This is a genomic window from Frankia sp. BMG5.60, from assembly GCF_059428125.1.
The window spans coordinates 6,764,617-6,787,533 of the sequence record NZ_CM182091.1 but is presented as its reverse complement, the minus strand read 5'-3'; the positions used below and the strand labels follow the sequence as shown (position 1 = coordinate 6,787,533).

The following is a 22,917-nucleotide window of genomic DNA, read 5'->3' as shown; positions in this document are numbered from 1 at the left end:
GGCCCGCCTGTTCGGCGGACCGGCCCCGCGGCCGGTGTCAGCTCAGCGCTGAAGGGTCGATGCCTGCGTCAGTGCTTGCCGCCGCCGACCGGTGCGCTCGGACCGCCCGGACCGGTCTCCTTCTCCTCGACGAAGAAGCCGCTCACGGCCTTGCCGGCACGGCGGGCGAGGCCCTTGCCCTCGCCCTCCCCGTGGCCGTTCGCCGACGGCAGCGCGAACCGGTCGTTCGTGACCAGCGGGTGATCGGGTACCGGGGTCGGCTTCGGCCGGTGATCCTCCACGAACTCCCCGCTGGGGAGCTGGCGGATGATGCCGGTCTCGATGCCGTGGTGCTCGACCTCGGCGTCCTTCGCCTGCAGGGCGAGGCAGATCTTCTTGGTGATCGCGTACGCAATCGGCGGGACGATAATCAGGCCGATACGGCCGGCCCACGTCATCGCGTTCAGCGAGATGCTGAACGTCTTCGCGATGACGTCGTTACCACCCGAGATCCACAGGACCAGGTAGAAGCTGATCGACATCGCGCCGAGCGCGGTCCTGGTCGGCGCCTCCCGTGGCCGCTGGAGCAGGTTGTACGACTTGGTGTCGCCGGTGAACCTGGCTTCCAGGAACGGGTAGAGCGCCAGCAGCGTGAACAGGATGCCGGGCAGGACCGCCGTCGGCCAGAACACGGCCGGGACGGTATGGCCGAGACCGCGGAACTCCCACGGTGGCATCAGTCGGGTCGAGCCGTCGAGGAAGCCGATGTACCAGTCGGGCTGGGACGCCGAGGAGACCTTCGACGGGTCGTACGGACCGAACATCCAGATCGGGTTGATCTGCGCGAGGCCGCCGAGCAGGGCGAGCATCGCGAAGACCATCATGAAGAACCCGCCGGACTTCACCGCGAACACCGGGAACACCCGGTGGCCGACGACGTTGTGCTCGGTCTTGCCCGGACCGGGGAAGTCCGTGTGCTTCTGGTGCCACAGGATGCCCATGTGCGCGCCGATGAGGGCGAGCAGTACCCCGGGCACCAGCAGAATGTGGATCACGTAGAGCCGGGGCAGGAAGTTGTCGCCCGGAAACTCGCCGTTGAACACCAGGAACGACGCCCACGTCCCGATGATCGGGATGGACTGGGCGATCGAGGCGGCGATCCGCAGACCGGTGCCGGAGAGCAGGTCGTCCGGCAGCGAGTAGCCGGCGAAGCCCTCGAGGATGGCGAGGATCAGCAGGCCGACCCCGATCAGCCAGTTGACCTCGCGCGGCTTGCGGTAGGCGCCGGTGAAGAACACCCGGAACAGGTGGACGACGATCGACGCGACGAAGACCAGCGCGGCCCAGTGGTGGATCTGGCGGAACACCAGTCCGGCCCGGGTGTCGAAGCTGATGTCCAGCGTCGAGGCGTACGCCCGGCTCATCTCCACGCCCTTGAGCGGGACGTAGGAGCCGTTGTAGATGACCTCGGTGTTCGACGGGTCGAAGAACAGCGTGAGGTAGATGCCCGTGAGCAACAGGACGATGAAACTGTAGAGCGCGATCTCCCCGATCATGAACGACCAGTGGTCGGGGAAGACCTTGTTCAGGTTGCGCCGCAGCCCGGCCTGGGTGCCGAACCGCTCGTCGATGGCGCGGTTGGCCTTGCGGACCGGGGTCGGCCGCTTGACGAACTCCGGTGGGGATGCGGTTGTCATGAGCGCTCCCAGAAGGCGGCACCGACCGGCTCGTCGTAGTCACCGTTGCGGGCGTACAGGAATCCGTCGTCGTCCACGGCGATCGCCAACTGCGGCAGCGACCGGCTGGCCGGACCGAAGATCGCCCGGCAGCCGTCCAGCACGTCGAAGACCGACTGGTGGCAGGGGCAGAGCAGGTGGTGGGTCTGCTGCTCGTACAGGCTCACCGGGCAACCGGCGTGTGAGCAGATCTTGGAGTAGGCGACGTGACCGTCGACGGACCAGTTCTCCCGCCCCTTGCGCGGCCGGTCCACCCCCGGTGGCAGCCGGATGAGCAGCGTGGTGCTGTCCGCCTTGGTGTGCACGTCGGTCTTCGGCTTGTAGGTGGTCGTGCCGTCCGACTCGGTCACCGGGATGGCCGGGAAGACGGTCTCGATGCCGCCGATGGAGATGTCGCCGAGCTTGACCAGGCGGCCGTCCTCGGTGACCAGGCGCGCGCCCTTCACCCAGGAGGTGTGGTCGAGCTTCTTGCCCGGCTTGGAGTTGGTCAGGTTGAGCAGCGGCACCACGATCAGTCCGCCGAGCACGGTGCCGGCCCCCAGCAGGGTGCGGCGCAGCAGCGGGAAGCGGGCGAGACCGGTGTCGGCGAAGCCGGCGGTGATCTCCGCCTCGGTGACCGCGATCTCCTCCTTGGCGGAGGTGAACTCGTGGCGCTCCTGGACGGCCTGCTCGTGCGGCATCAGCCGCTTGGCCCACAGGATCATGCCGATGCCGAGGCCGCCGACGGCCAGGCCGAGCGCCGAGCCGAGGCACGGCGTGTAGTACGCCTGGTGCTTGTCACCGACGAAGTTCGTGATGACGAAGCCGACGGTGCCGACCACCGAGATCAGGAACCAGCAGGCGATCAGCCGCTCCGCCCGCCGCTCGGCGCGGCGGTCGACGTCCTCGGCGCGCGGCGGGCGGACGGTGACCCCGCCACCGCCGGCGTGCGTGCCGTAGGACGGCTGCGCCACCCCGGCGTCGCCGGTCCGCATCACCGTGGTCTCGGGATCGCGGGTGGAGTCCGTCTGGTGCGGCGGGGTGCCCAGGGCCTCCGGGCCGTCGGAGGTGCCGGCCGGGACGTCCGGTCCACCGGCCGAGATCCCCGACCCCCCGGCGGCGGCGCCCGACGTGTCAACAGGGTGCTTGGCCCGCTTGAAGATGCTGCTCATCGAATCCTGGTCCGACTTGTCTGCCGGTTCACCCTGGTAGCCCGCGTAGTGCACGCGTTCCTGGGCGGAGTCGCCCGGCTGGTCCCCTCCGCCCGAGCCCGCCGGCCCCGGCGTCCCCGGGCCCGTCTGGTCACTCATACCTTCTGCCTCGCTCCGATCCACAGGCACACGACGAGCAGGCCACCAATGCCTACCAGCATGGCCAGCAACCCTTCGGGCACCGGACCGTACTTACCGAGACTGAAACCACCGGGGCTCTTGGTATCGGTCAGGTGCTTGACGTAGGCCGCCACGGCGACGGCGTCCTCTTCGTTGATCTGACGGTCTCCGAAGACCGGCATGGACTCCGGCCCCGTGCGCATGGCCTCGACGATCTGCGTCGGGGTGGACTCGCTCAGCGAGGGCGCGAACTTGCCGTAGGTCAGCGGAGCACCCTGGGCGACGGCCTGGTGGCACTGCGCGCAGTTGGCACGGTAGAGCTCGCCGCCGTGGGACAGGTCGGCGTCGCTGAGGGCCTGGTCGGTGACCTTGGGCACCTCCGGGCCACCACCGAGGCTCGCGACGTACGCGGCGAGCTGGTCGATCTGCGTCGCCGAGTAGATCGGCGGCTTGCGGTCGGCCTGCGCGGCCGGGGCGGCCAGCGGCATGCGCCCGGTCGAGACCTGGAAGTCCACCGCGGCGGCGCCGACGCCGACGAGGCTGGGACCGGTGTTCGAGCCCTGGGCGCCGAGGCCGTGGCAGGTCGAGCAGCCCTGCAGATACAGGGCGCGGCCCTGCCGGACGGCCTCGTTGGCGTCCGCCGTCTGCGCGGCGTTGCCCGTGGGAGCCAGCATCGTCCACAGCACCCCGGTGGCCAGCAGGCCGAGCGCGAGGACGAGAGCGGAGGATCTCCGGCGCCGGCGCGCGGCAGGACCACGCTTGCGCGCGGACCGCTTCGTGGCGGCGACCGGCGTCGCGCCCTCGCTCGGCGCGGCGTCCGACGAGGTTTCCGACGGCATGTCCGACGGTGTGCCCGAGGTTTCAGTCATGTCGCTCACTGGAGGAGGTAGATGGTCGCGAACAGGGCGATCCAGACGACGTCGACGAAGTGCCAGTAGTACGACACGACGATCGCCGATGTCGCCTTCTCCGGCGTGAAGCGCCCAAACGTCGATCGGCCCAGCACCATGACGAAGGCGACGAGACCACCGATGACGTGGAGCCCGTGGAACCCGGTGGTCAGGTAGTACACCGAGCCGTAGGCGTGCGACGCCATCGTGAACTTGTTTTCGCCGAAGTACTCGTTCGCCTGGCCGCCAACGAAGACGAGGCCCATGATCAACGATGCCAGGTACCAGCGCCGCAGTCCGTGGACGTCACCGCGCTCGGCGGCGAACACCCCGAGCTGGCAGGTGACGCTGGACAGCACCAGGATCACGGTGAAGAACAGCGCGTACCCGACGTGCAGCTCCACGGGCCCGTGTTCGGAACCGGCGGGATCACCCGTCACGGGCGGCCAGTTGCCGCTGTTGACCGAACGGATCGTGAAGTACATCGCGAACAGGGACGCGAAGAACATCAGCTCCGACGACAGCCACACGACCGTGCCGACCGAGACCATCGAGGGACGGTTGGCCGTCGGGTGTGGTGGAGGAGCCTTCTCGAGGACGGGGGCTGAGGCCACGACGGTCATTCTGGCACGCGACGCTCCAGGCGCCACCGTAGGTTCGACGTTCGGTAGGACTACGACTCGTCGATGACCGGCCCGAGCCGCCGTGCGGACCACCCCACCCACCGCACAAATCGCTGCGCCGCAGCGGAAACCGCAGGTCCTCGGGCCGCTGCGGCGGGGGTCGAAAAAACCATGACTACCGGCGCCCTTTCGGCCGATGTTGCGTGCCTCACCCGTCGGACGTCCACCTCAGGAGCCGGGCCGCCCGGCATGGTGGAGCCGGGCCGGACGGCCCGGCCCACATGGCCGTCCGCGCGCCGCGCGACCACCGCAACCGATCGAAACGGCAGGTCAGCCTGCCTTCCGGGCGCCGCGAGCACCCGGGCGGCCACCGACGGCGGGCGGGTCAGGGTCGATCGAGGTGCAGGTCGAGACGCGCGAGGGGCAGGTCGGGACGCGCGAACGGCAGGTCGAGACGATCGAAGGGCTGGTCGGGACGAACGATGGGCGGGTGGACGATCGTGGGACGCGGCAGGACGATCGTGGGACGCGGCCGGGTTCGACCTGCGCCCGCCGCGGGCAGGCGGCAGTTGGAGAAACGGACAGCGAGCGGATCGCGTGCCCGCCAGGCCGGTGGTCGGAAGGAATTCGAGGTTCTCGATGCGATGGCCCTGGCGATCCGGGCGCGCCGCCCCGCCGAGCCTGGTCGACGACGGTTCGCTCGCCGTCCTCGCCTCGTCGTTCGATCCGGCCGCCGGTGAGGGGCCGGCGCTGGCCGCCCTGGCCGCCACGGGCCATCCACCCGGCACTCCCGTGTTCCTGCGCCACCTGTTCGCCCTCACCGAGCCCCTCGACACGCCCGGACTCCCCGACACGCCCGGACCCCCCGACACGCCCGGACTCCCCGACACGCTCGAAGCCGCCGGGGCGTCGAACTCCGATGGCGCTGCCGGCACTTCCTTGCCCTTCCAGGGGGCTCGGCGTCCGCTTCGTCCCTCCAGAACGGCAAGGGAAGCCGCGCTGCGGGCCGTGGTCGAGCGAGACGGCTACGAGGTCCGCTGGCTGGGCGACCGGCTCGCGGTGACCCACCAGGCGGTCCCGACGGTCCTGGCCGTGGCTCAGGAGAGGGCGCGGATGACGGGCCTGGAGATGCGGCTCCCCGTCATCTACCTCGGCTGGCAGGCGCTGGCCTCGCCACCCGCCGGCAAGACGCCACCCGCCGGCAAGACGCACTAGGCCGGCCCCACGCCCAGGCGGAAGGCGTGTGGCCGGCCAAGGGCCACGAGCGGGCCGCGGACCACGGTCCTCGACCGGGCGGGATCGGCCCCGGTCGAGGACGTCGGTCGGATGATCGAGCGGACCGCCCGAAGAGGTCAGGGCGGACATGGCGGTCAGGCTGACATGGCGGCGAGGGCCCGTAGGCCCTCCGCCGGCAGGGCGATCCCGGTTTCGGAACCCGGGTCGACCGCCAGCAACAGGTCATCGGACGGCCAGATCCGGCCGAGGGTCGCGATCTGCACCGTGCGGTAGCGGGCGACCTCGGGCAGGGCCTCCGTCAGGCGCTGCTCGGAGGTGAACGTCGGGACGAACTGGGTGCCGTCCTGACGCTCCGCAACGGGCAGTTGCAGGACCTCGCTCTCCTCGGACAGATCGGTGATCTCGTTGCCGAGGTCGGGCAGCAGGACGTCCGCGAGGGCGAGGTCACCGAGCGCGGAGCGCTCGTCCTCCCCCTCGGCCAGGCGGTGCAACGCGTCGAGCGCCGCCGCGCCCTGTTGGGACGCCCGGCCACCGGCCGTCGGCACTCTCCCGGCACCCCCGGCGGGCCCGGAGTCGCCGCCGGGCGCGCCGACGAGGTCCGGGTCGCGGCCAGAGACCCCGCGGGACGGGTCGGGAGCGCCACGGGACAGGTCGGGAGCTCCTGAGCCGGCGGACGCGAGGTCGGGACGTAGCTGGTCATCGGTCACGGGTGACTCCCTTGACGTGGATGAACGTGCTGACGTGACGTGCCGTAAGCCCTTCGCGTACCCGGTCGCGGGCGCCCCGAACGGATGACCCGCAACAAATCTCGCCGGCCGCCCGGACTCGCCCACCGACCTCACGCTTCCCCGGTTAGACCTACCCCGCATCGGTGGCCCGCATGAGGGACGTCGGCCCGTTTCGGGACGCGCACGGGCCGTGGAGGTCCGATCTCATGGGGCGCAGAACCCTGATCGGCAGGCCGAGAGGCCGGCTGGGGGTGGGTCAGGGGCGCAGGGCGAGGTCGGCGATGAGGGCTCGGCGGGTGGGGCCGGTCAGCGGGGTGGAGTCGTTGTACTCGGGGTGATCGACGACGAGTTCGGCGGGGACGTCCGGGTCACGGAACGCGTCGCGGAGCTCATCCGTCAACGCGAAGCGCACCATGTGCACCGAAACCGTCTCGGACGGGACGTCCGGGTCCTCGTCGAGGCCGGGGATCTCCTCCCCCACGACGCGGGTGCCGCCGATCTCCAGGGCCAGGCTGTGCTGCAGGCCGGCAAGGCGGCCGAGCTCCTCGCGCACCGTCTCGAGGACGTTGAGCTCGATGAACACGGTGGCGGTCAGGACGTGGCTGCCGGGCAGCAGGCGCGAGTACGCCTCGATCTCGTGGGCGACGTCGGCCGACGCCGTCAGCCGCTCGGTGTAGACCATCTCCTGCACCTGGTAGCGCAGGGTCTGCTCGTTCTCGAACTCGGCGAGGACGATGTCGCCGACCCGGACGCGGCGCTCGGCGCGCACGGGAAGCATCTGGCGGCGCAGCTGCGGGCGGCTCTCCGCGTACGCCTGGTGGTCGATGGTGATGTCGGCGACGGTCAGCGCCATGGCGCGGCCTCCTGTCCGGAAGCGTGGAGTGGGTGTCGTCGGGGGTAGAGCACGGCGATGGCCGGCTCCGGCGGAAGGATGCCCGGAGCCGGCCACCGACGTGGTGCGCAGGCGCCGATCAGGCGTCGGCGGTCTCCTCGGCGTTGAGGGCGTCGAGGGCCTTCTTGAACCGGCCGGCGTGGGTCTTCTCGGCGCGGGCGAGGGTCGAGAACCAGTCCGCGATCTCCTCGAAGCCCTCCTCGCGGGCGGTCTTCGCGAAGCCGGGGTACATGGCGGTGAACTCGTAGGTCTCGCCGGCCACGGCGCTGGCCAGGTTCTTGGCGGTGGAGCCGAGCGGCTCGCCGGTGGCCGGGTCGCCGACCTCGGCGAGGAGGTCCAGGTGCCCGAAGGCGTGCCCGGTCTCACCCTCCGCGGTGTCGCGGAACAGCGACGAGGCGTCGGTCAGACCCTCGATGTCGGCGCGGCGGGCGAAGTACAGGTAGCGCCGGTTGGCCTGGCTCTCGCCGGCGAACGCCTCCTTGAGGTTCTCGTGGGTCTTGGTGCCGTCAAGCTTCGGCATGAAGCGCTCCTTTGGCGTGGGTGTGCACTGTCGGGCCGGTCCCGCCCGCGGCGCGGGCCGGATCGGAGCCGTTCGCCTGACAGTCCGGACACATGCCCCGGAACTGCAGGTCGTATCCGGTGATGGCGAAGCCCGAGCGACGGGCGATCTCCGCCATCATTCCGTCCGGTACGGGGTGATCGATGTCGACCGCGCGGCCGCAGCCGTCGCAGACCGCGTGGTCGTGGCGGCGGGTGTTGGCGTCGTACCGGGCCGCCGCGCCGTCGCCCAGGTTGAGTTCCAGCGCCCGACCGGTCGACACCAGCAGCGCCAGGGTGCGGTACACCGTAGCGCTGCCGATCCGCGGCGAGGCACGGCGGACCCGCTCGTACACCTCGGCCGCGGTGGGATGGTCGTCGGCGGCCCGCAGGACCTCCAGAACAGCCATCCGTTGCGGGGTCAGTCGAAGATCAGCCAGGTCGGTCATGGATCACGCCCGTCGGTCGCAGCGGAACCCGCCGCCCGTCACTCCGGACGAACGCCCGGCGACGGTGCCGACGGAGGGCTCCACTGGTTGAGAACGACTCTCAGTATCACTGTTGTTCCCACCTTCTGGCAACCGTCCCGGGGCGCCGACGATCGAGGCGAACCCTCGCAGCGCAGTCCGTTCGGCGGGCCCCGGTGGACAAGGGCTGACGCGACCCCACGACCGGGTAATGTGCTGAGCGGATCGCATCGGTCATCCGGTCGTTTCCGATCGCTTCCGGTCGTCCGCCCCAGGGCGCCCCCCGGCGGGTCCGGTCTCGGCAGGATCGGCGGTCCGCCCCGGGCCGCCGGTCGGCGGTGGCCACCTGATGCGAAAGGCCGTGGACGCCATGAGCACCGTCCTCGTCTACGCCGACCGCGCCGACGTGCGCACGCGCGTCATCACCGCGATCGGTCGACTGCCCGCCGCCGACCTCGGTTCGCTGGAGTTCGTCGAGGCCGCCGACGCCGCCGCCGCGATCGACGTCGTCGACCACCACGAAGCCGACCTGTGCATCTTCGACGGGGAGGCCGCCCCCACCGGCGGCATGGGCCTGTGCCGCCAGTTGAAGAACGAGGTGGCCGACTGCCCGCCGACGATCCTGCTCGTCGCGCGCGCCGACGACCGTTGGTTGGCCACCTGGTCGCAGGCCGACGCCGTCGTCCCTCACCCGGTCGACCCCGGCCGGCTCACCGAGGCCGTCGTGACGCTGCTGCGCGCACGGGCCGGCGGCGCGGCGGCCCGACGGCCGCTGACGGGCGCCCAGCTCGCCGGATGACGCAGGTGACCATCGAGGCCGCCGTGCCACCCACTGAGGCACTGACTGGGTCGCCCGCCGTGCCGGCCGCCGCGATGACGAGCTGGCCGGAGCTGATCGGCGCCCTGCTCGCCCGCGAGTCCCTGGACTCGGCGCGGACGGCCTGGGCCATGGACCAGATCATGGCCGGCGCCGCCTCCCCAGCCCAGATCGCCGGGTTCGCGGTGGCGCTGCGGGCCAAGGGCGAGACGGCGGCCGAGATCGGCGGGCTGATCGCGGCGATGCTCGCCCACGCCGCCCCGCTGCGCATCCCCGACGAGGTCCGGGCACGCGCGGTGGATACCTGTGGGACAGGAGGCGACCGGTCGAACACGGTCAATCTGTCCACGATGGCGGCCCTCGTCGTGGCCGGGGCGGGCGTGCCCGTGATCAAGCACGGCAACCGGGCCGCGTCGTCCGCCTGCGGCTCGGCCGACCTGCTCGCCGAGCTCGGGGTCGCCATCGACCTGCCGCCGGCCGCGGTCGAGGCGTGCCTGCAGGCGGCCGGCATCGCCTTCTGCTTCGCCCGGATCTTCCACCCGGCGATGCGGCACGTCGGCGGCCCCCGCGCCGAGATCGGCGTGCCGACGGCCTTCAACATCCTCGGCCCGCTGACCAACCCGGCCGACCCGGGCGCGCAGGCCATCGGCGTCGCCGACGCCCGCCTCGCGCCGGTCGTCGCGCAGGTCCTCGCCGACCGCGGCACCCGGGCGCTGGTCTTCCGCGGCGACGACGGCCTCGACGAACTCACCCCGACGACCACCTCCACAATCTGGGTGATTCCCGGCCGCCCTGCCGGGGCCACTGCCAACGCGCCCGCCGGCACCCCTGGCACGCCCACCGGCGTGCCCAGGACCGCGGCCGCGGTCGGCGGCGGGACGGCCGGGGACTCGGCCGCGTCGCCGCGCCGCGAACGGTTCGACCCGCGTGACGTCGGCATCCACGTGCCGGACATCGCCGCCCTGCGCGGCGCCGACGCCCCCCACAACGCCGCTGTCACCCGGGCGCTGCTGGCCGGCGAGCCGGGTCCGGTCCGCGACGCCGTGCTGCTCGCCGCCGCGGCCTCGCTGGTGGCGGCAGCCGGCCCCACCGAGGCCCCTGTCACCGAGCAGATCGCCGAGGCGCTGCCCCGCGCCGCCCACGCCATCGACTCCGGCGCCGCCGCAGCGGTCCTGGCGCGCTGGGTGGACGCCAGCCAGGCTGCCGCAAACCCTGTCTAGTCGCAGCCGCTCCGCTCACCATTCCCGGCCCACCGGCACCGCTGCGTGAGGAGCGGAACACGCAAAGGGGCCGGCCGATGCCGAAGCATCTGCCGGCCCCGCTGGCGCAGAGTTCGCGGCCAGGCTCTGCCCGGACCGCGGGGTACGTCTCAGTCCTCGGGCACCGGTGGGTGCCAGAAGTTCTCGAACACGAGACAGGTCGCGAACACCACGACCATGGCCAGGCCGAGGACGAGCAGCCAGATCCCGAAGACGAGGCCCATGGCCGCCGTCACCGAGCTCGCGCCGATCAGGAACGGGTAGTAGCTGCCCGGCGTGAAGTGTCCGAGCTCGCCGGCGCCGTCCGCCACCTCCGCGTCCGGGAGGTCCTGCGGGCGCATGCCGATCCGGCGGCCGGTGAAGATGAGGTAACCGCCGACCAGCAGGCCCAACCCGGTGGTGAGCGTGAGCGCCGCAGTGCCGGTCGGGTCCTTCGCCCAGAACCAGTAGACCAGGGCCACAACCCCGGCGAAGACGCCGAAGAAGCTGAAGATGATGCCTTCCACCTTCATACGATCACCGTCCCCTAACCGATCTCGGGTGTCGCGTGGTAGTCGACCCGGCCCACCGTAGCCGGGAAGTGCAGGTCGAACGCGGGCCGCTCGGAGCGGATCCGCGGCAGCGTCCGGAAGTTGTGCCGCGGCGGCGGGCAGGACGTCGCCCATTCCAGCGAGTTGCCGTAGCCCCAGGGATCGTCGACGACGGCGAGCTGGCCCTTGCGGTACGAGTGCCACAGGTTGTAGATGAACGGCAGCGTCGACAGGGCCAACAGGAACGACCCCGCCGAGGAGACCGTGTTCAGGGTGGTGAAGCCGTCGGTCGGCGAGTAGTCGGCGTAGCGCCGCGGCATGCCGCGCAGACCCAGCCAGTGCTGCACCAGGAACGTGGCGTGGAAGCCGAAGAACACCGTCCAGAAGTGGATCTTGCCAAGGCGGTCGTTCATCATCCGGCCGGTGACCTTCGGGAACCAGAAGTAGGTGCCGGCGTAGGCGGCGAACACGACGGTCCCGAAGATCACATAGTGGAAGTGGGCGACGACGAAGTAGCTGTCGCTGACGTGGAAGTCGATCGGCGGGCTGGCCAGCAGCACCCCGGTCAACCCGCCGAACAGGAAGGTCACCAGGAAGCCGAGGCTGAACAGCATCGGCGTCTCGAAGGTGAGCTGCCCGCGCCACATCGTGCCGATCCAGTTGAAGAACTTGATACCGGTCGGCACCGCGATCAGGAACGACAGGAACGCGAAGAACGGCAGCAGCACCGCGCCGGTGACGTACATGTGGTGCGCCCACACCGCGATCGACAGGGCGCCGATGCCGATGGTGGCGAAGACGAGGCCCTTGTAGCCGAACAGCGGCTTGCGGGAGAACACCGGCAGGATCTCGCTGATGATCCCGAAGAACGGCAGGGCGAGGATGTAGACCTCGGGATGGCCGAAGAACCAGAACAGGTGCTGCCAGAGCAGCGCTCCGCCGTTCGCGGCGTCGAACACGTGCGCCCCGAACCGGCGGTCGGCCTCCAGTGCCAGCAGCGCCGCGGCGAGCACCGGGAACGCGACCAGCACCAAGATCGAGGTGACCAGGAAGTTCCAGCAGAAGATCGGCAGCCGGAACATCGTCATGCCGGGCGCGCGCAGCGTCAGGATCGTGGTGATCATGTTGACGGCGCCGAGGATGGTGCCGAGACCGGACACCGTCAGGCCGACGATCCACAGGTCGGAGCCCGCTCCGGGCGAGTAGATCTCGTTGTTCAGCGGCGAGTAGGCGAACCAGCCGAACGACGCCGCGCCGTTCGGGGTGAGGAAGCCGGCGATGACGGTCAGGCTGCCGAACAGGAAGAACCAGTAGGACAGCGCGTTCAGCCGCGGGAAGGCGACGTCCGGCGAGCCGATCTGCAGCGGCACCAGGAAGTTCGCGTAGGCGAACGCGATCGGCGTCGCGAACATCAGCAGCATCAGCGTGCCGTGCATCGTGAACAGCTGGTTGTACTGCTCGTTGGAGAAGTACTGCAGACCAGGCCGCGCCAGCTCCGCCCGCATCATGATGGCCAGGATGCCGGCGAAGAGGAAGAACGCGAACGAGGTCACGAAGTACATGACCGCGATGTCCTTGTGGGACGTCGTGCGCAGGTAGCCGAGCAGGTTCGTCCGCTTGGGTAGGTGGGGTTGCTCGGGCTCGGCGTGGCCGACGCCCGACTCTTGCACGAGGGTCACTGTCCGCTCCCGGTGGTGGCAGTGGTTGCGGTGCTGGCGGCGGCGGTCGTCGTCCCGGCCGACGTCGACGGAACAGCCGCGTTCTGCCGCTCCGTGATGAACCTGTCGTACTCGTCCTGCGGCACGACCTTCACGTAGAAGTTCATCCGGTCGTGGTCGGTCCCGCAGAGCTCGGCGCAGCGACCGATGAAGGTACCGGTCTTGGTCACGGTGAGCTCGAACTGGTTCACCCGACCGGGCACGACGTCCCGCTTGAACAGGAACTCGGGCACCCAGAAGGAGTGGATGACGTCCGGCGAGGTCTCGTCGAACCGGATGGACCGGTTCTGCGGCAGGACCAGCACCGCGGGCTCACCGGGCCGGCCGGTGACCTCGATCTGGTTCGGCCCCGTGTGGCCCTTGCCCGGATCGATGTACTTGAACTGCCAGTTCCACCGAAAGCCGATCACGTCCACCGTGACGTCCGGGTGGGCCGAAAGCTTCGTGACCTTCGACTCGTCGCGCGCGGTGAAGAAGAACATCCCGCCCACGATCACGACGGGTATGACGGTGTACAGAATTTCGACGGGCAGGTTGTAGCGGATCTGGCGCGGGAGCACGTCGCTGCGCTTGCGGAAGGCGACGACCGCGTAGAGGATCATGCCCCAGACGATCACGCCGACGATCAGCGCGGCGATCGCCGAGCCCTGCCAGATATTGAGCAGCCGCGGAGAGTGGTTGGTCACACCATCCGGGTAGCCGAAGTTGGGTTTGTCGCAGGCGGTCGCCGCGATCCCCACGACGGCGAGCGCGCCGACCAGGCGCAGGGGTCGGCGCACCGGCCGCGCCCGTCGCCCCCCGTGGGCGCCAGCCGTGCCAACCGCCTCGACCGCGTCGTCCGCGACCCCGCCCGCACCGCCGGAGTCAGCCGGCGTCGTCGGCGTGTCCTCGACATCCGCGACCGACGGCCGGGTCCGACCGAAGGATCTCCTCACCAGGTCCTGCCTCCCACGACTAGCGGCCCGCGTCGACGGGGCGGAGGCTGTCCGCCGCCATCCGCGAAGCCCCAGAAACGCCATGTCAACCCGGTCGATCCCTCCGGACGACATGCTGTCTTCGACACGCTGTAGATGGTGCGGCAGCAGCGTATCTCAGCGGCCCGGCAGCTTCTCGCCACAGGCCCCATCAAGGGCCTGTGACGCACGACCCCTCAGGGCCCGCCACGGCGTAGCGTCGCTCCCGTGTCGGCCTATCTCGACCACGCGTCGACCACCCCTCTGCACCCCGCGGCCCGGGAGGCGCTCGGGGTGGCGCTCCAGGACGGCTGGGCGGATCCGGCGCGGCTCTACCGGGAGGGCCGGCGCGCCCGGATGCTGCTGGACGCGGCCCGCGAGACCGTCGCGGGCGTTCTCGGCGCCCGGCCCGACGAGATCAGCTTCGCGGCGAGCGGGACCGCGGCGGCCACGCTCGCCCTGCTCGGCACGGCGTCCGCCCGCCGCCGCGCCGGCGATCTGATCATGGTGAGCGCGGTCGAGCACTCCAGCGTGCTGCATGCGGCGCAGCACCACGAACAGGCCGGCGGGCGGCTCCTCGAGGTGGGAGTCGACCGCTTCGGACGCGTCGATCCCGCGGCGTTCGCGCCGGTTCCCGGCACCGCCGTGGCCAGCCTCCAGCACGCCAACCACGAGGTCGGCACCGTCCAGCCGGTCGCCGAGGTCGCCGAGCGGCTGCACGCCGCGGGCATCCCGCTGCACACCGACGCCGCCGTGACCGTCGGCCGGGTGCCCGTCGACCTGGGCGCGCTCGGCGCGGACCTGCTGACCGCGAGCGCCCACAAGTTCGGCGGCCCGGCCGGGGTCGGCATCCTCGCGGTGCGCACGGGAACCCGCTGGCGCAGCCCCGGGCCGGCCGACGAGCGCGAGGGCGGGCGGGTGGCCGGTTACCCGGACGTCCCGTCGATCGTGGCCGCCGCCGCCGCGCTGGCCGCCCGCACCGCGGAAATCGCGGCGGAGGGCCCGCGGCTGGCCGGCTACGTCCGCGACCTGCGGCGCCGGCTGCCCGAGCTCGTCGACGGGGTGGAGCTGCTCGGCGATCCGGACCAGGCCCCGACCGTGCCGCACATCACCGCCTTCTCCTGCCTGTACGTCGAGGGCGAGGCGCTGCTGACCGAGCTGGACCGGGCCGGCATCGCGGTCAGCTCCGGGTCGAGCTGCACCTCCGACACCCTGACCCCGAGCCACGTGCTGGTCGCGATGGGCGCGCTGACCCACGGGAACCTGCGGGTGTCGTTCGGCCGCGACTCCACCCGGGCCGATCTCGACACTCTTCTCGACGTTCTGCCGGGCGCCGTGCGGGCCGTGCGGGCGCGCCTGGGAGCGGACGGGCTGTGACCGGACGGCACCCAGGATCCGGACGGCCCAGGACGACGCGACGTGCGGCCGGCCGGGCCGGGACGGCAGGCCCGGGGCGCCGGGCGACCAACGTCACCCGGATCCGCCGACGCCCGGCCCGGCCCGGACCGGCCAGTGAGCTGCCCGCTCAGGGCCTCGGGAGGTGAACAGACGATGACCACGGACGGGCCGGCGGACACCGGGAGAGACCCCGATCGGGGCAGCACCACGCCGGCGGGGACGGTGGACTCGCGTGGCCGGCGCTGCCCACTGCCGATCATCGACCTCGCCCGCGCGTTCGGCTCGGTACTGCCCGGCGGCACCATCACCCTCTGGGCGGACGACCCGGCAGCCGGCCCGGACGTGGCGGCCTGGTGCCGGCTGCGCGGTCAGGAACTGGTGGCGGCACGCGCGCTGCCGGCCGGCGGCGAGGAGTTCGTCATCCGCCGCCTCGCCTGAACGAGCGGCCCACGGCCCAGTCTGATCTGCCGGCCCAGCCTGATCTGCCCGATCTGCCTGATCTGCCTGATCTGCCGGGTCAGACCGCGGGCAGGTGCTCGGCGATCTGGGCGGCCGCGTCGGCGCCGTAGGCCTCGGTGATCCGCTTGAGCATGTCGGACGGCTCGGCCGTGTACTCCTGCGTGCCGACGGTCTCCAGCACCAGGGTGGCGAGCAGGCAGCCGACCTGGGCGGAGCGTTCGAGCGGCAGCTCCCAGGACAGCCCGGCGAAGAAGCCGGCGCGGAACGCGTCGCCGACGCCCGTCGGGTCCGGGGTGGCCCGGGCAGGCACGACGGGGACGCGGATCGGGTCGCTCTCCGGCGCCTCGATCACCACGCCGTCCTTGCCGTGGGTGGTGACCCGCACGCCGACCTTCGCCAGGATCTCCGCGTCGCTCCAGCCGGACTTGCTGGCCAGCAGCGCCTTCTCGTACTCGTTGCAGAACAGGTAGGCCGCGCCGTCGACGAGCTCGCGGATCTGCGGGCCCTCCAGCAGCGCCAACTGCTGGGACGGGTCGGCGGCGAAGGCGTAGCCGCGCTCGCGGCACTCCCGGCTGTGGCGCACCATCGCGTCCGGCGCGTTCGGGCTGATGATCACCATGTCCAGCCCACCGAAGCGGTCCGAAATCGGCCCGAGCTCGATCTCGGCGGCCTCGCTCATCGCCCCCGGGTAGAAGGAGGCGATCTGGTTGAGGTCCTCGTCGGTGGTGCAGACGAAACGGGCCGTGTGCGCGATCTCACTGACCCGGATGGTGGTGGTGTCCACCCCGTGCCGGTCGAGCCAGGAGCGGTAGTCGGCGAAGTCCTCCCCGACGGCACCGACGAGGACCGGGCGCAGGCCGAGCCGGCCGAGACCGAACGCGATGTTCGCCGCGGTCCCACCGCGGCGAATCACGAGTTCGTCAACGAGGAAGGACAGCGACACGCTGTGGAGCTGATCAGCGAGCAACTGCTCAGCAAACCGCCCCGGGAAGCGCATGAGGTGGTCGGTGGCAATGGAACCCGTCACGGCGATACGCACGATCGTGGAGCCTACCGGCACCTGTGGCGGCCCAGAACAGCCCCCGCCGCCAGCCGCGGCCAAACCGCGGACAGCGCCACGGAAGACGCGGGCGGCGGGGAAGGCGAAGAAACCCGGCCCGACCGTGGTGGGTCGAACCGGGCTTCTTCGTCAAGGCACTATCCGGCGGCGCCTACGGGAGCCGGCTACGACCTCCGTGCCGCTGGTGAGAGGAATGCACCAGGGCTGGCGGGCGGTCGCAGACGGCGGCCCGGGTCGGCCGCTCGATCGATCAGTGGAACGAGTCGCCGCAGGCGCAGGAGCCCTGTGCGTTGGGGTTGTCGATGGTGAAGCCCTGCTTCTCGATGGTGTCGACGAAGTCGATCGTCGCGCCGCCGAGGTACGGAGAGCTCATCCGGTCGAGGACGACCTTGACACCGGAGAAGTCCAGGACGGTGTCACCGTCGAGGGACCGCTCGTCGAAGAAGAGCTGGTAGCGCATGCCCGAGCAACCCCCGGGCTGCACCGCGATGCGCAGCTTGAGGTCATCCCGGCCCTCCTGCTCCAGCAGGTTCTTGACCTTGCCGGCGGCCGTGTCGGTGAGGATGACGGTCGAGGACTGCGTCGCGGTCTCCGTCGTGTCCTGAACGGTCATAAGGACTACTCCTGCCCTTGCTGGACGTGCCTGAGGTGCCAGGCATCACTGGTTCCGGTCGGGTACTGCGCTTCCGGTCGGTTGCATCCGGTCGGGTACTGCCCGCGGCAAGCCGAGTCGCCTCGGCCGACACCTCGGGCACGGCACAGCGTCTGCGCCGACGTTCATGCCCAACACCATGGGACGGGATCCGCTTCCCATCGTAGCGATGCCAACGGGGCCGGGCCATGGCACCGACCTGCGTGCCACGAGACGCCGATCACCTCCGGTCACCTTCGTGACCACGTTCACATTCGTGACCGGAACCGAGCCGAACAACCCGAACAAGCCGGCGACCGACCGGCGGAGCTCCACATACGATGGCTCCGGGGAGTTAGAGTCTCATCGACCATTCGCGGACGGCCCCGGCGGGAACGCCGGCCGGTCGGCGCGGACGACCAGGCGGCCAGGCTGCGGGCCGGTCGACCAGAGGAGCGCCATGACGATCAATCCGACCCTCGGGCGGGATCCGGCCCTCGCGCAGGTGGGCGTCACCCCGTCCCTGGGTGTCACCCCGTCCCCGCTGGCCCTGCTGCTGCTCGGCCGCGGGTCGGACCCGGCGAGCGAGCGTGGCGTCGACTGCCCCGGCGAGCTGCCGCCGGCCGCCGATCCCACCCTCGCGGCCCGCGCCGCCGCCGCGAAGACCGCGCTCGGTGACCGGGTCTTCATCCTGGGGCACCACTACCAGCGCGACGAGGTCATCGCGTTCGCCGACGTGACCGGCGACTCGTTCAAGCTCGCCCAGCAGGCCGCCGCGCGCCCGCAGGCCGAGGCGATCGTCTTCTGCGGCGTGCACTTCATGGCCGAGAGCGCCGACATCCTCACCGGCGCGCACCAGCGGGTCATCCTGCCCGACCTCGCCGCCGGCTGCTCGATGGCCGACATGGCCACCGCCGAGCAGGTCGAGCAGGCCTGGGACGACCTGCTCGACGCCGGCGTCGCCGCGGACACCGTCCCCGTCAGCTACATGAACTCCTCGGCCGCCATCAAGGCGTTCACCGGCCGGCACGACGGCACGATCTGCACCTCCTCGAACGCCCGGCGGGCGCTGGAGTGGGCGTTCGGCGAGCGCGGCGGGGCCCGCGTGCTGTTCCTGCCCGACCAGCACCTCGGGCGCAACACCGCCGTCGGCGAGCTGGGGATGACCGAGGCGGACTGCGTCGTCTACGACCCGCACCGGCCCGGCGGCGGGCTGACCCACCGCCAGTTGCGCGAGGCGAAGATGATCCTCTGGCGCGGGCACTGCTCGGTCCACGGGCGCTTCACCCGCGACAGCGTCGACGAGGTGCGCGCCCGCGTCCCCGGGATCACCGTCCTGGCGCATCCGGAGTGCCGCCGGGAGGTCGTCACGGCGGCGGACCTGGTCGGTTCCACCGAATACATCATCTCCGTCGTCGACGCCGCCCCGGCCGGCTCGGCGTTCGCCATCGGCACCGAACTGAACCTCGTGCAGCGGCTGGCGAAGCGGCACCCCGACAAGACCATCGTCTTCCTGGACCGTACGGTGTGTTTCTGCTCCACCATGAACCGGATCGACATGCCGCACCTCGTCTGGGCGCTGGAGTCACTCGTCCGCGGCGAGACGGTCAACCAGATCGCCGTCGACCGGGACGTGTCCACCTATGCCCGGAAGGCACTCGATCAGATGTTGGCTCTGCCCTGATGGCCCTGCTGAAGCGGCGTGGCTCCGCCGACTCCGAACCGCTCGCCGAGCAGGTCGAACTCGACGAGCAGGACTCGTCGGCCGACCCTCGGCGCACCGCGGCGAAGGGCCGGCCCACGCCGAAACGCTCGGATGCCCGGGCCGCCCGTGGCAACACCGCCGCGCCGACGGGCAAGGGCGCGAACCGCCAGGACGCCAAGTCCGCCCGCCGCCGGCAGAGCCAGGAGTACCGGGCGGCGATGATGTCCGGGGACGTCAGCCGGCTGCCGCCGCGCGAGCGCGCCCCGGAGCGGGTGCTGGCGCGCGACCTCGTCGACACCCGGCTCACCGTCGGCCCGTTCTTCCTGGTGGCCGCGGTCGTGTATTTCGTCGGCGGGCTGATCCCGAACGGCGTCGTCCGCCTCGCCGCGACCCTGCTGATGCTGCTCGGCATCATCGCGGTCGTCGTCGACTCGATCGTGCTTTCCTGGCAGGTGAGCCGTAAGGTCGCCGAGCGTTACCCGGACTCGCGGGTGCGGGTGCGCGCCTACGCCGCGCAGCGGGCCCTGCTGCCGCGTCGCTGGCGCCTGCCCCGCCCGCGGGTGTCCCGTGGCGACTCGCGGCCCTAGCCTTGAGGTGGGATGCGAGAGCCCCCGCCAGGGTGGGTGGACCCGTCGTAGGTTTGTGATGTGAAGCATCGGCGCCTGGGGCGCAGCGGCCTGTCCGTCAGCGAGATCTCCTACGGAAACTGGATCACCCACGGTGGTCAGATCGAGGCGGACGCGGCGACGGCCTGCGTGCGCGCCGCCCTCGACGAGGGCATCACGACCTTCGACACCGCGGACGTCTACGCGGGCACCCGCGCCGAGACCGTGCTGGGCGACGCCCTCGACGGCGTCCGCCGGGAGTCCTACGAGCTGTTCACCAAGGTCTACTGGCCGACCGGCCCCGGCGAGAACGACAAGGGCCTCGGTCGCAAGCACATCATCGAGTCCGCCCACGCCTCGCTGCGCCGGCTGCGCACCGACCACCTCGACGTCTACCAGGCGCACCGGTACGACCCGACGGTGCCGCTGGAGGAGACGCTGCGGGCCTTCGACGACCTGGTCCGCGCCGGCAAGGTGCTCTACATCGGGGTCTCCGAGTGGTCCGCCGAGCAGATCACCGACGCCGTGCGGATCGCCGGCGAGCTGGGCCTGGACCGGATCATCTCCAACCAGCCGCAGTACTCGATGCTGTGGCGCACCATCGAGGCCGAGGTCGTGCCCGCCAGTGAGCAGGCCGGCATCTCCCAGATCGTCTGGTCGCCGATCGCGCAGGGCGTGCTGACCGGCAAGTACCTGCCCGGCCAGCCGCCGCCGAGCGGCAGCCGCGCCACCGGCGGGCCCGGCGCGACGTTCATCGCCCGGCTGCTCAACGACGACGTCCTGACCGCGGTGCAGGACCTTCGCCCGATCGCCGCGGACGCCGGCCTGAGCCTGGCCCAGCTCGCCGTCGCCTGGGTGCTCCAGAACGACAACGTCGCCTCGGCGATCATCGGCGCCTCCCGGCCGGAGCAGGTGCGGGAGAACGTCAAGGCGGCCGGGGTGACCCTCGACCCGGCGTTGCTCAAGCGGATCGACGACGTGCTCGCCGACGTCATCCAGCGCGGCTGAGGCCGCCGCCGAACCCGATCGAGGTGACCGGTGAGCACAGCCGACCCGACCTCCGCCGAAGCCGAGTTACCCCCGCCGGCGGCGGGTGAGCTCGTCCTGGCCCGCGACGCCGGACCGGTCCGGTGGCTCACGCTGAACCGTCCCCATCGGCTCAACGCCCTGACCGCGGACTCCTACCGGGCGCTGCGGTCGGCGCTGGTGGCGGCGGACGACGACGATGCGGTGGCGGTGGTCGTGCTCACCGGCGCCGGGCGGGCGTTCTGCGCCGGCGCGGATCTCACCGAGCTCCCCGGCACCGACCGCGGCCGGCTCGTCGCCGACTTCGAGGCGCTCGTCCTCGCCCTCGCCGGCCTGTCCAAGCCGCTTGTCGCGGGGGTGCGCGGGGCGGCCGTCGGCCTGGGGATGACGATGCTGCTGCACTGCGACCTGGTGGTGGTCGCGGACTCGGCGCGGCTGCGGGCGCCGTTCACCGAGCTGGGGACGGTGCCCGAGGCCATGAGCTCGGTGCTGCTGCCGCGGGCGGTCGGCGCCCAGCGGGCCGCGGAGCTGCTGTTAACTGCGCGCTGGGTGAGCAGCGCCGAGGCCGTCGAGTACGGCCTGGCGATCCGCCGCTGCCCCGACACCGAGCTCGACGCCGTCACCGGCGAGCTCGCCGCGCGCATCGGCGCCTTCCCGGCGCCCGCGGTGGCGGCCACCAAACGCCTGCTGCGCGCCGGACCCGCCGAGCCCACGGCGGCGCCTCAGCCGGGGGCCGGACACCCGGCCGTCGAGCGCACGGGGATCGAGCAGGCGGGTAACGAGCAGGCGGGTAACGAGCAGGCGAGGAACGAGATTGCCCGCGCGGTGCTGCGCCGCGAGCTCGCCGAGGGGGCCGTCCTGCGCAGCCGGCTCGGCGGCCCACGGCGTCCCTCGGCCGCGGAGCGGGCGTGACGCGGCGGGAGCGGGATCAGGCGCCGGCGAAGGGTCGGCTGAACGCCGCGGTCAGCGCGGCCCAGGTCCGGTCCAGGTCGGAGCCCGGCAGGTACCGGCCGTCCAGTTCAAGGATGACCGTGCCGTGCGCCGCCGCCCACAGCGCCTGCGCGAGGTAGGGCTCCCCCGTGGCCCGGTAGAACGGCTCGCCCGCCCAGTCCTCCACCCCGGCGGTGATCTGGTCGCGGCGCAGCGGGCCGGAGGTGACCAGCCGGTAGAGGTTCGGATGCGCGCGGGCGTGGGCGCGGTACGCGGCCAGCAGGTCGCCGAGCACGCTCGTGGCGTCGGCGCGGTCGACGACGTCGTGCAGCAGGTCGCCGATCTCGACCAGGGCGGCGTCGACCAGCCTGGCCTCGAGCTGGTTCTTGCCGGCGAGGTGCTTGTACAGCGAGGGCGCGCGGATGCCCAGCAGCTCGCCGAGCCGGCGCATCGTCAGCGCCGCCGGGCCCTCCTTCTCCAGCACCTCCCGCGCGACCGCGATGATCTCGCCGACCCGCGGCGTGGGCGGCGCCAGTGCGGGCCGGGGCGCGACGGGCGCCAGCGGCAGCCCGCCCGGGCCCTGCGATGTCCCCAACCGTCCCCCTCTCGCGCCGCGCTGGGGCGACGAGGCGACCTCGGTCAGCGCGCGGTCAGCACGAAGACCGGATGGCGATGAGCGATCCGGCGGATCTCCTCGTCGGTGGACTCGGGCCCGATCCCGTCGAAGAAGGCGCCGACCTCGGCCTTCCATCGCTTCAGGTAGGCCCGCAGCACGGGGACGGTGTCCGCCGGGTCCAGCTCGTCGGCGTGGTAGAGCGTACGCGAGCGCCCCCGCAGCAGATGAAGCTCACCGCCCGCGGCGCGGACGTTGCGGACCCACTGCCCATGGCCACGCGCCGACACCAGGTACTGCCGCCCCTCGTGGGTCAGCAGGTTGACCGGGGTCCGCCGCGGCTGGCCGCTGGCCCGGCCGCGCACCTCCAGCACCCGGCTGCCCAGCACGCTCACGCCGGCCCGGGTCACCAGCGCCACGAGGCGGTTGGCCACGTTGCGGGTGAACCAGCCGGGCGCGCGGTAGTGCGCGCCGGTCGGACGGGACGACGCCTGGTCACGCTGCTCGGTCATGTGCCTGCACCTCCGGGACGGCAGATCAGCTAACACCGTTAGCCGCAGCGCCAGCTAACAACGTTAGCCGAGGGGCTGTCAACAGAGCCGACCACGTCAGCATCCGAGCGTCCGAGCCAGGGGAACGGGACGATCGGCCCCTTCAACCGCCGACTCGATCAGAACGTCGCCACCCAGGACTTGCCGCTCCGAGTTCGGCTAATTACTGTGAGACGCAGGCCGTAACGTAATCGGCCGCAGCACCAGGGATCCTGTAGCCGCCGCCCGCCACGATGGGCAATCCGCTGGTGGACCGCGAGGAGG

At 71.6% G+C, this 22,917-nt stretch carries 24 protein-coding genes; 9 read left to right on the top strand and 15 right to left on the bottom strand.

Features of this window, described 5'->3' with window-relative positions:
* Positions 1 to 68: 68 nt before the first annotated feature.
* From qcrB to ctaE, 4 genes are read right to left on the bottom strand one after another with little or no spacing between them, the layout of a single operon-like run.
* Complete coding sequence (gene qcrB, locus AC5R91_RS27850; protein WP_495394242.1) at positions 69 to 1,676, bottom strand: cytochrome bc1 complex cytochrome b subunit; 1,608 nt, start codon at positions 1,674 to 1,676, stop codon at positions 69 to 71.
* Positions 1,673 to 3,004, bottom strand: a complete 1,332-nt coding sequence (qcrA, locus tag AC5R91_RS27845; protein WP_495394241.1) for a cytochrome bc1 complex Rieske iron-sulfur subunit — start codon at positions 3,002 to 3,004, stop codon at positions 1,673 to 1,675. Before qcrA ends, qcrB begins: the two co-directional genes overlap by 4 nt.
* Complete coding sequence (gene qcrC, locus AC5R91_RS27840; protein WP_495394240.1) at positions 3,001 to 3,894, bottom strand: cytochrome bc1 complex diheme cytochrome c subunit; 894 nt, start codon at positions 3,892 to 3,894, stop codon at positions 3,001 to 3,003. The genes qcrA and qcrC overlap by 4 nt, the downstream gene beginning before the upstream one ends.
* A gap of 5 nt (positions 3,895 to 3,899) precedes the next feature.
* On the bottom strand, positions 3,900 to 4,538 hold the full coding sequence (ctaE, locus tag AC5R91_RS27835) for an aa3-type cytochrome oxidase subunit III (RefSeq protein WP_041939639.1): 639 nt from the start codon (positions 4,536 to 4,538) through the stop codon (positions 3,900 to 3,902).
* Positions 4,539 to 5,177: 639 nt separating this feature from the next.
* Between ctaE and AC5R91_RS27830 the strand changes: the two genes are divergently transcribed.
* Entirely contained in the window at positions 5,178 to 5,753 is a 576-nt protein-coding gene (locus AC5R91_RS27830) for a hypothetical protein (RefSeq protein WP_495394239.1), read from the top strand.
* A gap of 155 nt (positions 5,754 to 5,908) precedes the next feature.
* Here AC5R91_RS27830 and AC5R91_RS27825 read toward each other — a convergent pair whose 3' ends face one another.
* The 4 genes from AC5R91_RS27825 to AC5R91_RS27810 form a co-directional block, all read right to left on the bottom strand.
* Positions 5,909 to 6,481, bottom strand: a complete 573-nt coding sequence (locus AC5R91_RS27825) for an SseB family protein (RefSeq protein WP_495394238.1) — start codon at positions 6,479 to 6,481, stop codon at positions 5,909 to 5,911.
* 277 nt (positions 6,482 to 6,758) lie between these two features.
* A complete protein-coding gene (locus AC5R91_RS27820) occupies positions 6,759 to 7,355 on the bottom strand; it encodes a DUF3501 family protein (protein ID WP_495394237.1) in 597 nt (198 codons plus the stop codon).
* Positions 7,356 to 7,473: 118 nt separating this feature from the next.
* Positions 7,474 to 7,914, bottom strand: coding sequence for a rubrerythrin family protein (locus AC5R91_RS27815; protein WP_495394236.1), 441 nt, complete (start codon positions 7,912 to 7,914; stop codon positions 7,474 to 7,476).
* Positions 7,901 to 8,380, bottom strand: a complete 480-nt coding sequence (locus AC5R91_RS27810) for a Fur family transcriptional regulator (protein ID WP_495394235.1) — start codon at positions 8,378 to 8,380, stop codon at positions 7,901 to 7,903. The genes AC5R91_RS27815 and AC5R91_RS27810 overlap by 14 nt, the downstream gene beginning before the upstream one ends.
* A 388-nt stretch (positions 8,381 to 8,768) precedes the next feature.
* Between AC5R91_RS27810 and AC5R91_RS27805 the strand changes: the two genes are divergently transcribed.
* Both AC5R91_RS27805 and trpD read left to right on the top strand, forming a co-directional pair.
* Positions 8,769 to 9,197, top strand: coding sequence for a hypothetical protein (locus AC5R91_RS27805; protein WP_495398076.1), 429 nt, complete (start codon positions 8,769 to 8,771; stop codon positions 9,195 to 9,197).
* A 74-nt stretch (positions 9,198 to 9,271) separates the two neighbouring features.
* Positions 9,272 to 10,435: an anthranilate phosphoribosyltransferase gene (gene trpD, locus AC5R91_RS27800; RefSeq protein WP_495398075.1), complete on the top strand. Its 1,164-nt coding sequence runs from the start codon at positions 9,272 to 9,274 to the stop codon at positions 10,433 to 10,435.
* A 149-nt stretch (positions 10,436 to 10,584) separates the two neighbouring features.
* Here the strand turns inward: trpD and ctaF are convergent, their stop codons facing one another.
* The 3 genes from ctaF to ctaC are packed head-to-tail and all read right to left on the bottom strand — an operon-like array spanning position 10,585 to position 13,657.
* Complete coding sequence (gene ctaF / locus AC5R91_RS27795; RefSeq protein WP_495394234.1) at positions 10,585 to 10,986, bottom strand: aa3-type cytochrome oxidase subunit IV; 402 nt, start codon at positions 10,984 to 10,986, stop codon at positions 10,585 to 10,587.
* Positions 10,987 to 11,000: 14 nt separating this feature from the next.
* Entirely contained in the window at positions 11,001 to 12,683 is a 1,683-nt protein-coding gene (gene ctaD, locus AC5R91_RS27790; protein WP_495394233.1) for an aa3-type cytochrome oxidase subunit I, read from the bottom strand.
* Positions 12,680 to 13,657 carry an aa3-type cytochrome oxidase subunit II gene (gene ctaC, locus AC5R91_RS27785; RefSeq protein WP_495394232.1) on the bottom strand — a complete coding sequence of 326 codons (978 nt, stop codon included), beginning with the start codon at positions 13,655 to 13,657 and terminating at the stop codon, positions 12,680 to 12,682. Before ctaC ends, ctaD begins: the two co-directional genes overlap by 4 nt.
* A 246-nt stretch (positions 13,658 to 13,903) precedes the next feature.
* On the opposite strand from ctaC, the gene AC5R91_RS27780 reads away from it, so the two are divergent.
* A complete protein-coding gene (locus tag AC5R91_RS27780; RefSeq protein ID WP_495394231.1) occupies positions 13,904 to 15,052 on the top strand; it encodes a cysteine desulfurase family protein in 1,149 nt (382 codons plus the stop codon).
* A 174-nt stretch (positions 15,053 to 15,226) separates the two neighbouring features.
* A complete protein-coding gene (locus AC5R91_RS27775) occupies positions 15,227 to 15,511 on the top strand; it encodes a sulfurtransferase TusA family protein (RefSeq protein ID WP_495394230.1) in 285 nt (94 codons plus the stop codon).
* A 79-nt stretch (positions 15,512 to 15,590) separates the two neighbouring features.
* Here AC5R91_RS27775 and AC5R91_RS27770 read toward each other — a convergent pair whose 3' ends face one another.
* Both AC5R91_RS27770 and erpA read right to left on the bottom strand, forming a co-directional pair.
* On the bottom strand, positions 15,591 to 16,571 hold the full coding sequence (locus tag AC5R91_RS27770; protein ID WP_495394229.1) for a carbohydrate kinase family protein: 981 nt from the start codon (positions 16,569 to 16,571) through the stop codon (positions 15,591 to 15,593).
* 271 nt (positions 16,572 to 16,842) lie between these two features.
* Positions 16,843 to 17,205, bottom strand: a complete 363-nt coding sequence (erpA, locus tag AC5R91_RS27765; RefSeq protein ID WP_495394228.1) for an iron-sulfur cluster insertion protein ErpA — start codon at positions 17,203 to 17,205, stop codon at positions 16,843 to 16,845.
* A gap of 478 nt (positions 17,206 to 17,683) precedes the next feature.
* Between erpA and nadA the strand changes: the two genes are divergently transcribed.
* The 4 genes from nadA to AC5R91_RS27745 are packed head-to-tail and all read left to right on the top strand — an operon-like array spanning position 17,684 to position 21,471.
* Positions 17,684 to 18,907 carry a quinolinate synthase NadA gene (gene nadA / locus AC5R91_RS27760; RefSeq protein ID WP_495394227.1) on the top strand — a complete coding sequence of 408 codons (1,224 nt, stop codon included), beginning with the start codon at positions 17,684 to 17,686 and terminating at the stop codon, positions 18,905 to 18,907.
* Positions 18,907 to 19,515, top strand: a complete 609-nt coding sequence (locus AC5R91_RS27755; protein WP_495394226.1) for a DUF3043 domain-containing protein — start codon at positions 18,907 to 18,909, stop codon at positions 19,513 to 19,515. Before nadA ends, AC5R91_RS27755 begins: the two co-directional genes overlap by 1 nt.
* Before the next feature lie 60 nt (positions 19,516 to 19,575).
* Entirely contained in the window at positions 19,576 to 20,541 is a 966-nt protein-coding gene (locus tag AC5R91_RS27750) for an aldo/keto reductase family protein (protein WP_495394225.1), read from the top strand.
* A 30-nt stretch (positions 20,542 to 20,571) separates the two neighbouring features.
* Positions 20,572 to 21,471 (top strand): enoyl-CoA hydratase/isomerase family protein, encoded by a 900-nt coding sequence (locus AC5R91_RS27745; protein ID WP_495394224.1) that lies wholly within the window; start codon positions 20,572 to 20,574, stop codon positions 21,469 to 21,471.
* Between the two features lie 16 nt (positions 21,472 to 21,487).
* Here the strand turns inward: AC5R91_RS27745 and AC5R91_RS27740 are convergent, their stop codons facing one another.
* Together AC5R91_RS27740 and AC5R91_RS27735 are read right to left on the bottom strand one after the other, a co-directional pair.
* On the bottom strand, positions 21,488 to 22,084 hold the full coding sequence (locus tag AC5R91_RS27740) for a TetR/AcrR family transcriptional regulator (RefSeq protein WP_495394223.1): 597 nt from the start codon (positions 22,082 to 22,084) through the stop codon (positions 21,488 to 21,490).
* Between the two features lie 44 nt (positions 22,085 to 22,128).
* A complete protein-coding gene (locus tag AC5R91_RS27735) occupies positions 22,129 to 22,614 on the bottom strand; it encodes a nitroreductase family deazaflavin-dependent oxidoreductase (RefSeq protein WP_495394222.1) in 486 nt (161 codons plus the stop codon).
* Positions 22,615 to 22,917 lie beyond the last annotated feature (303 nt).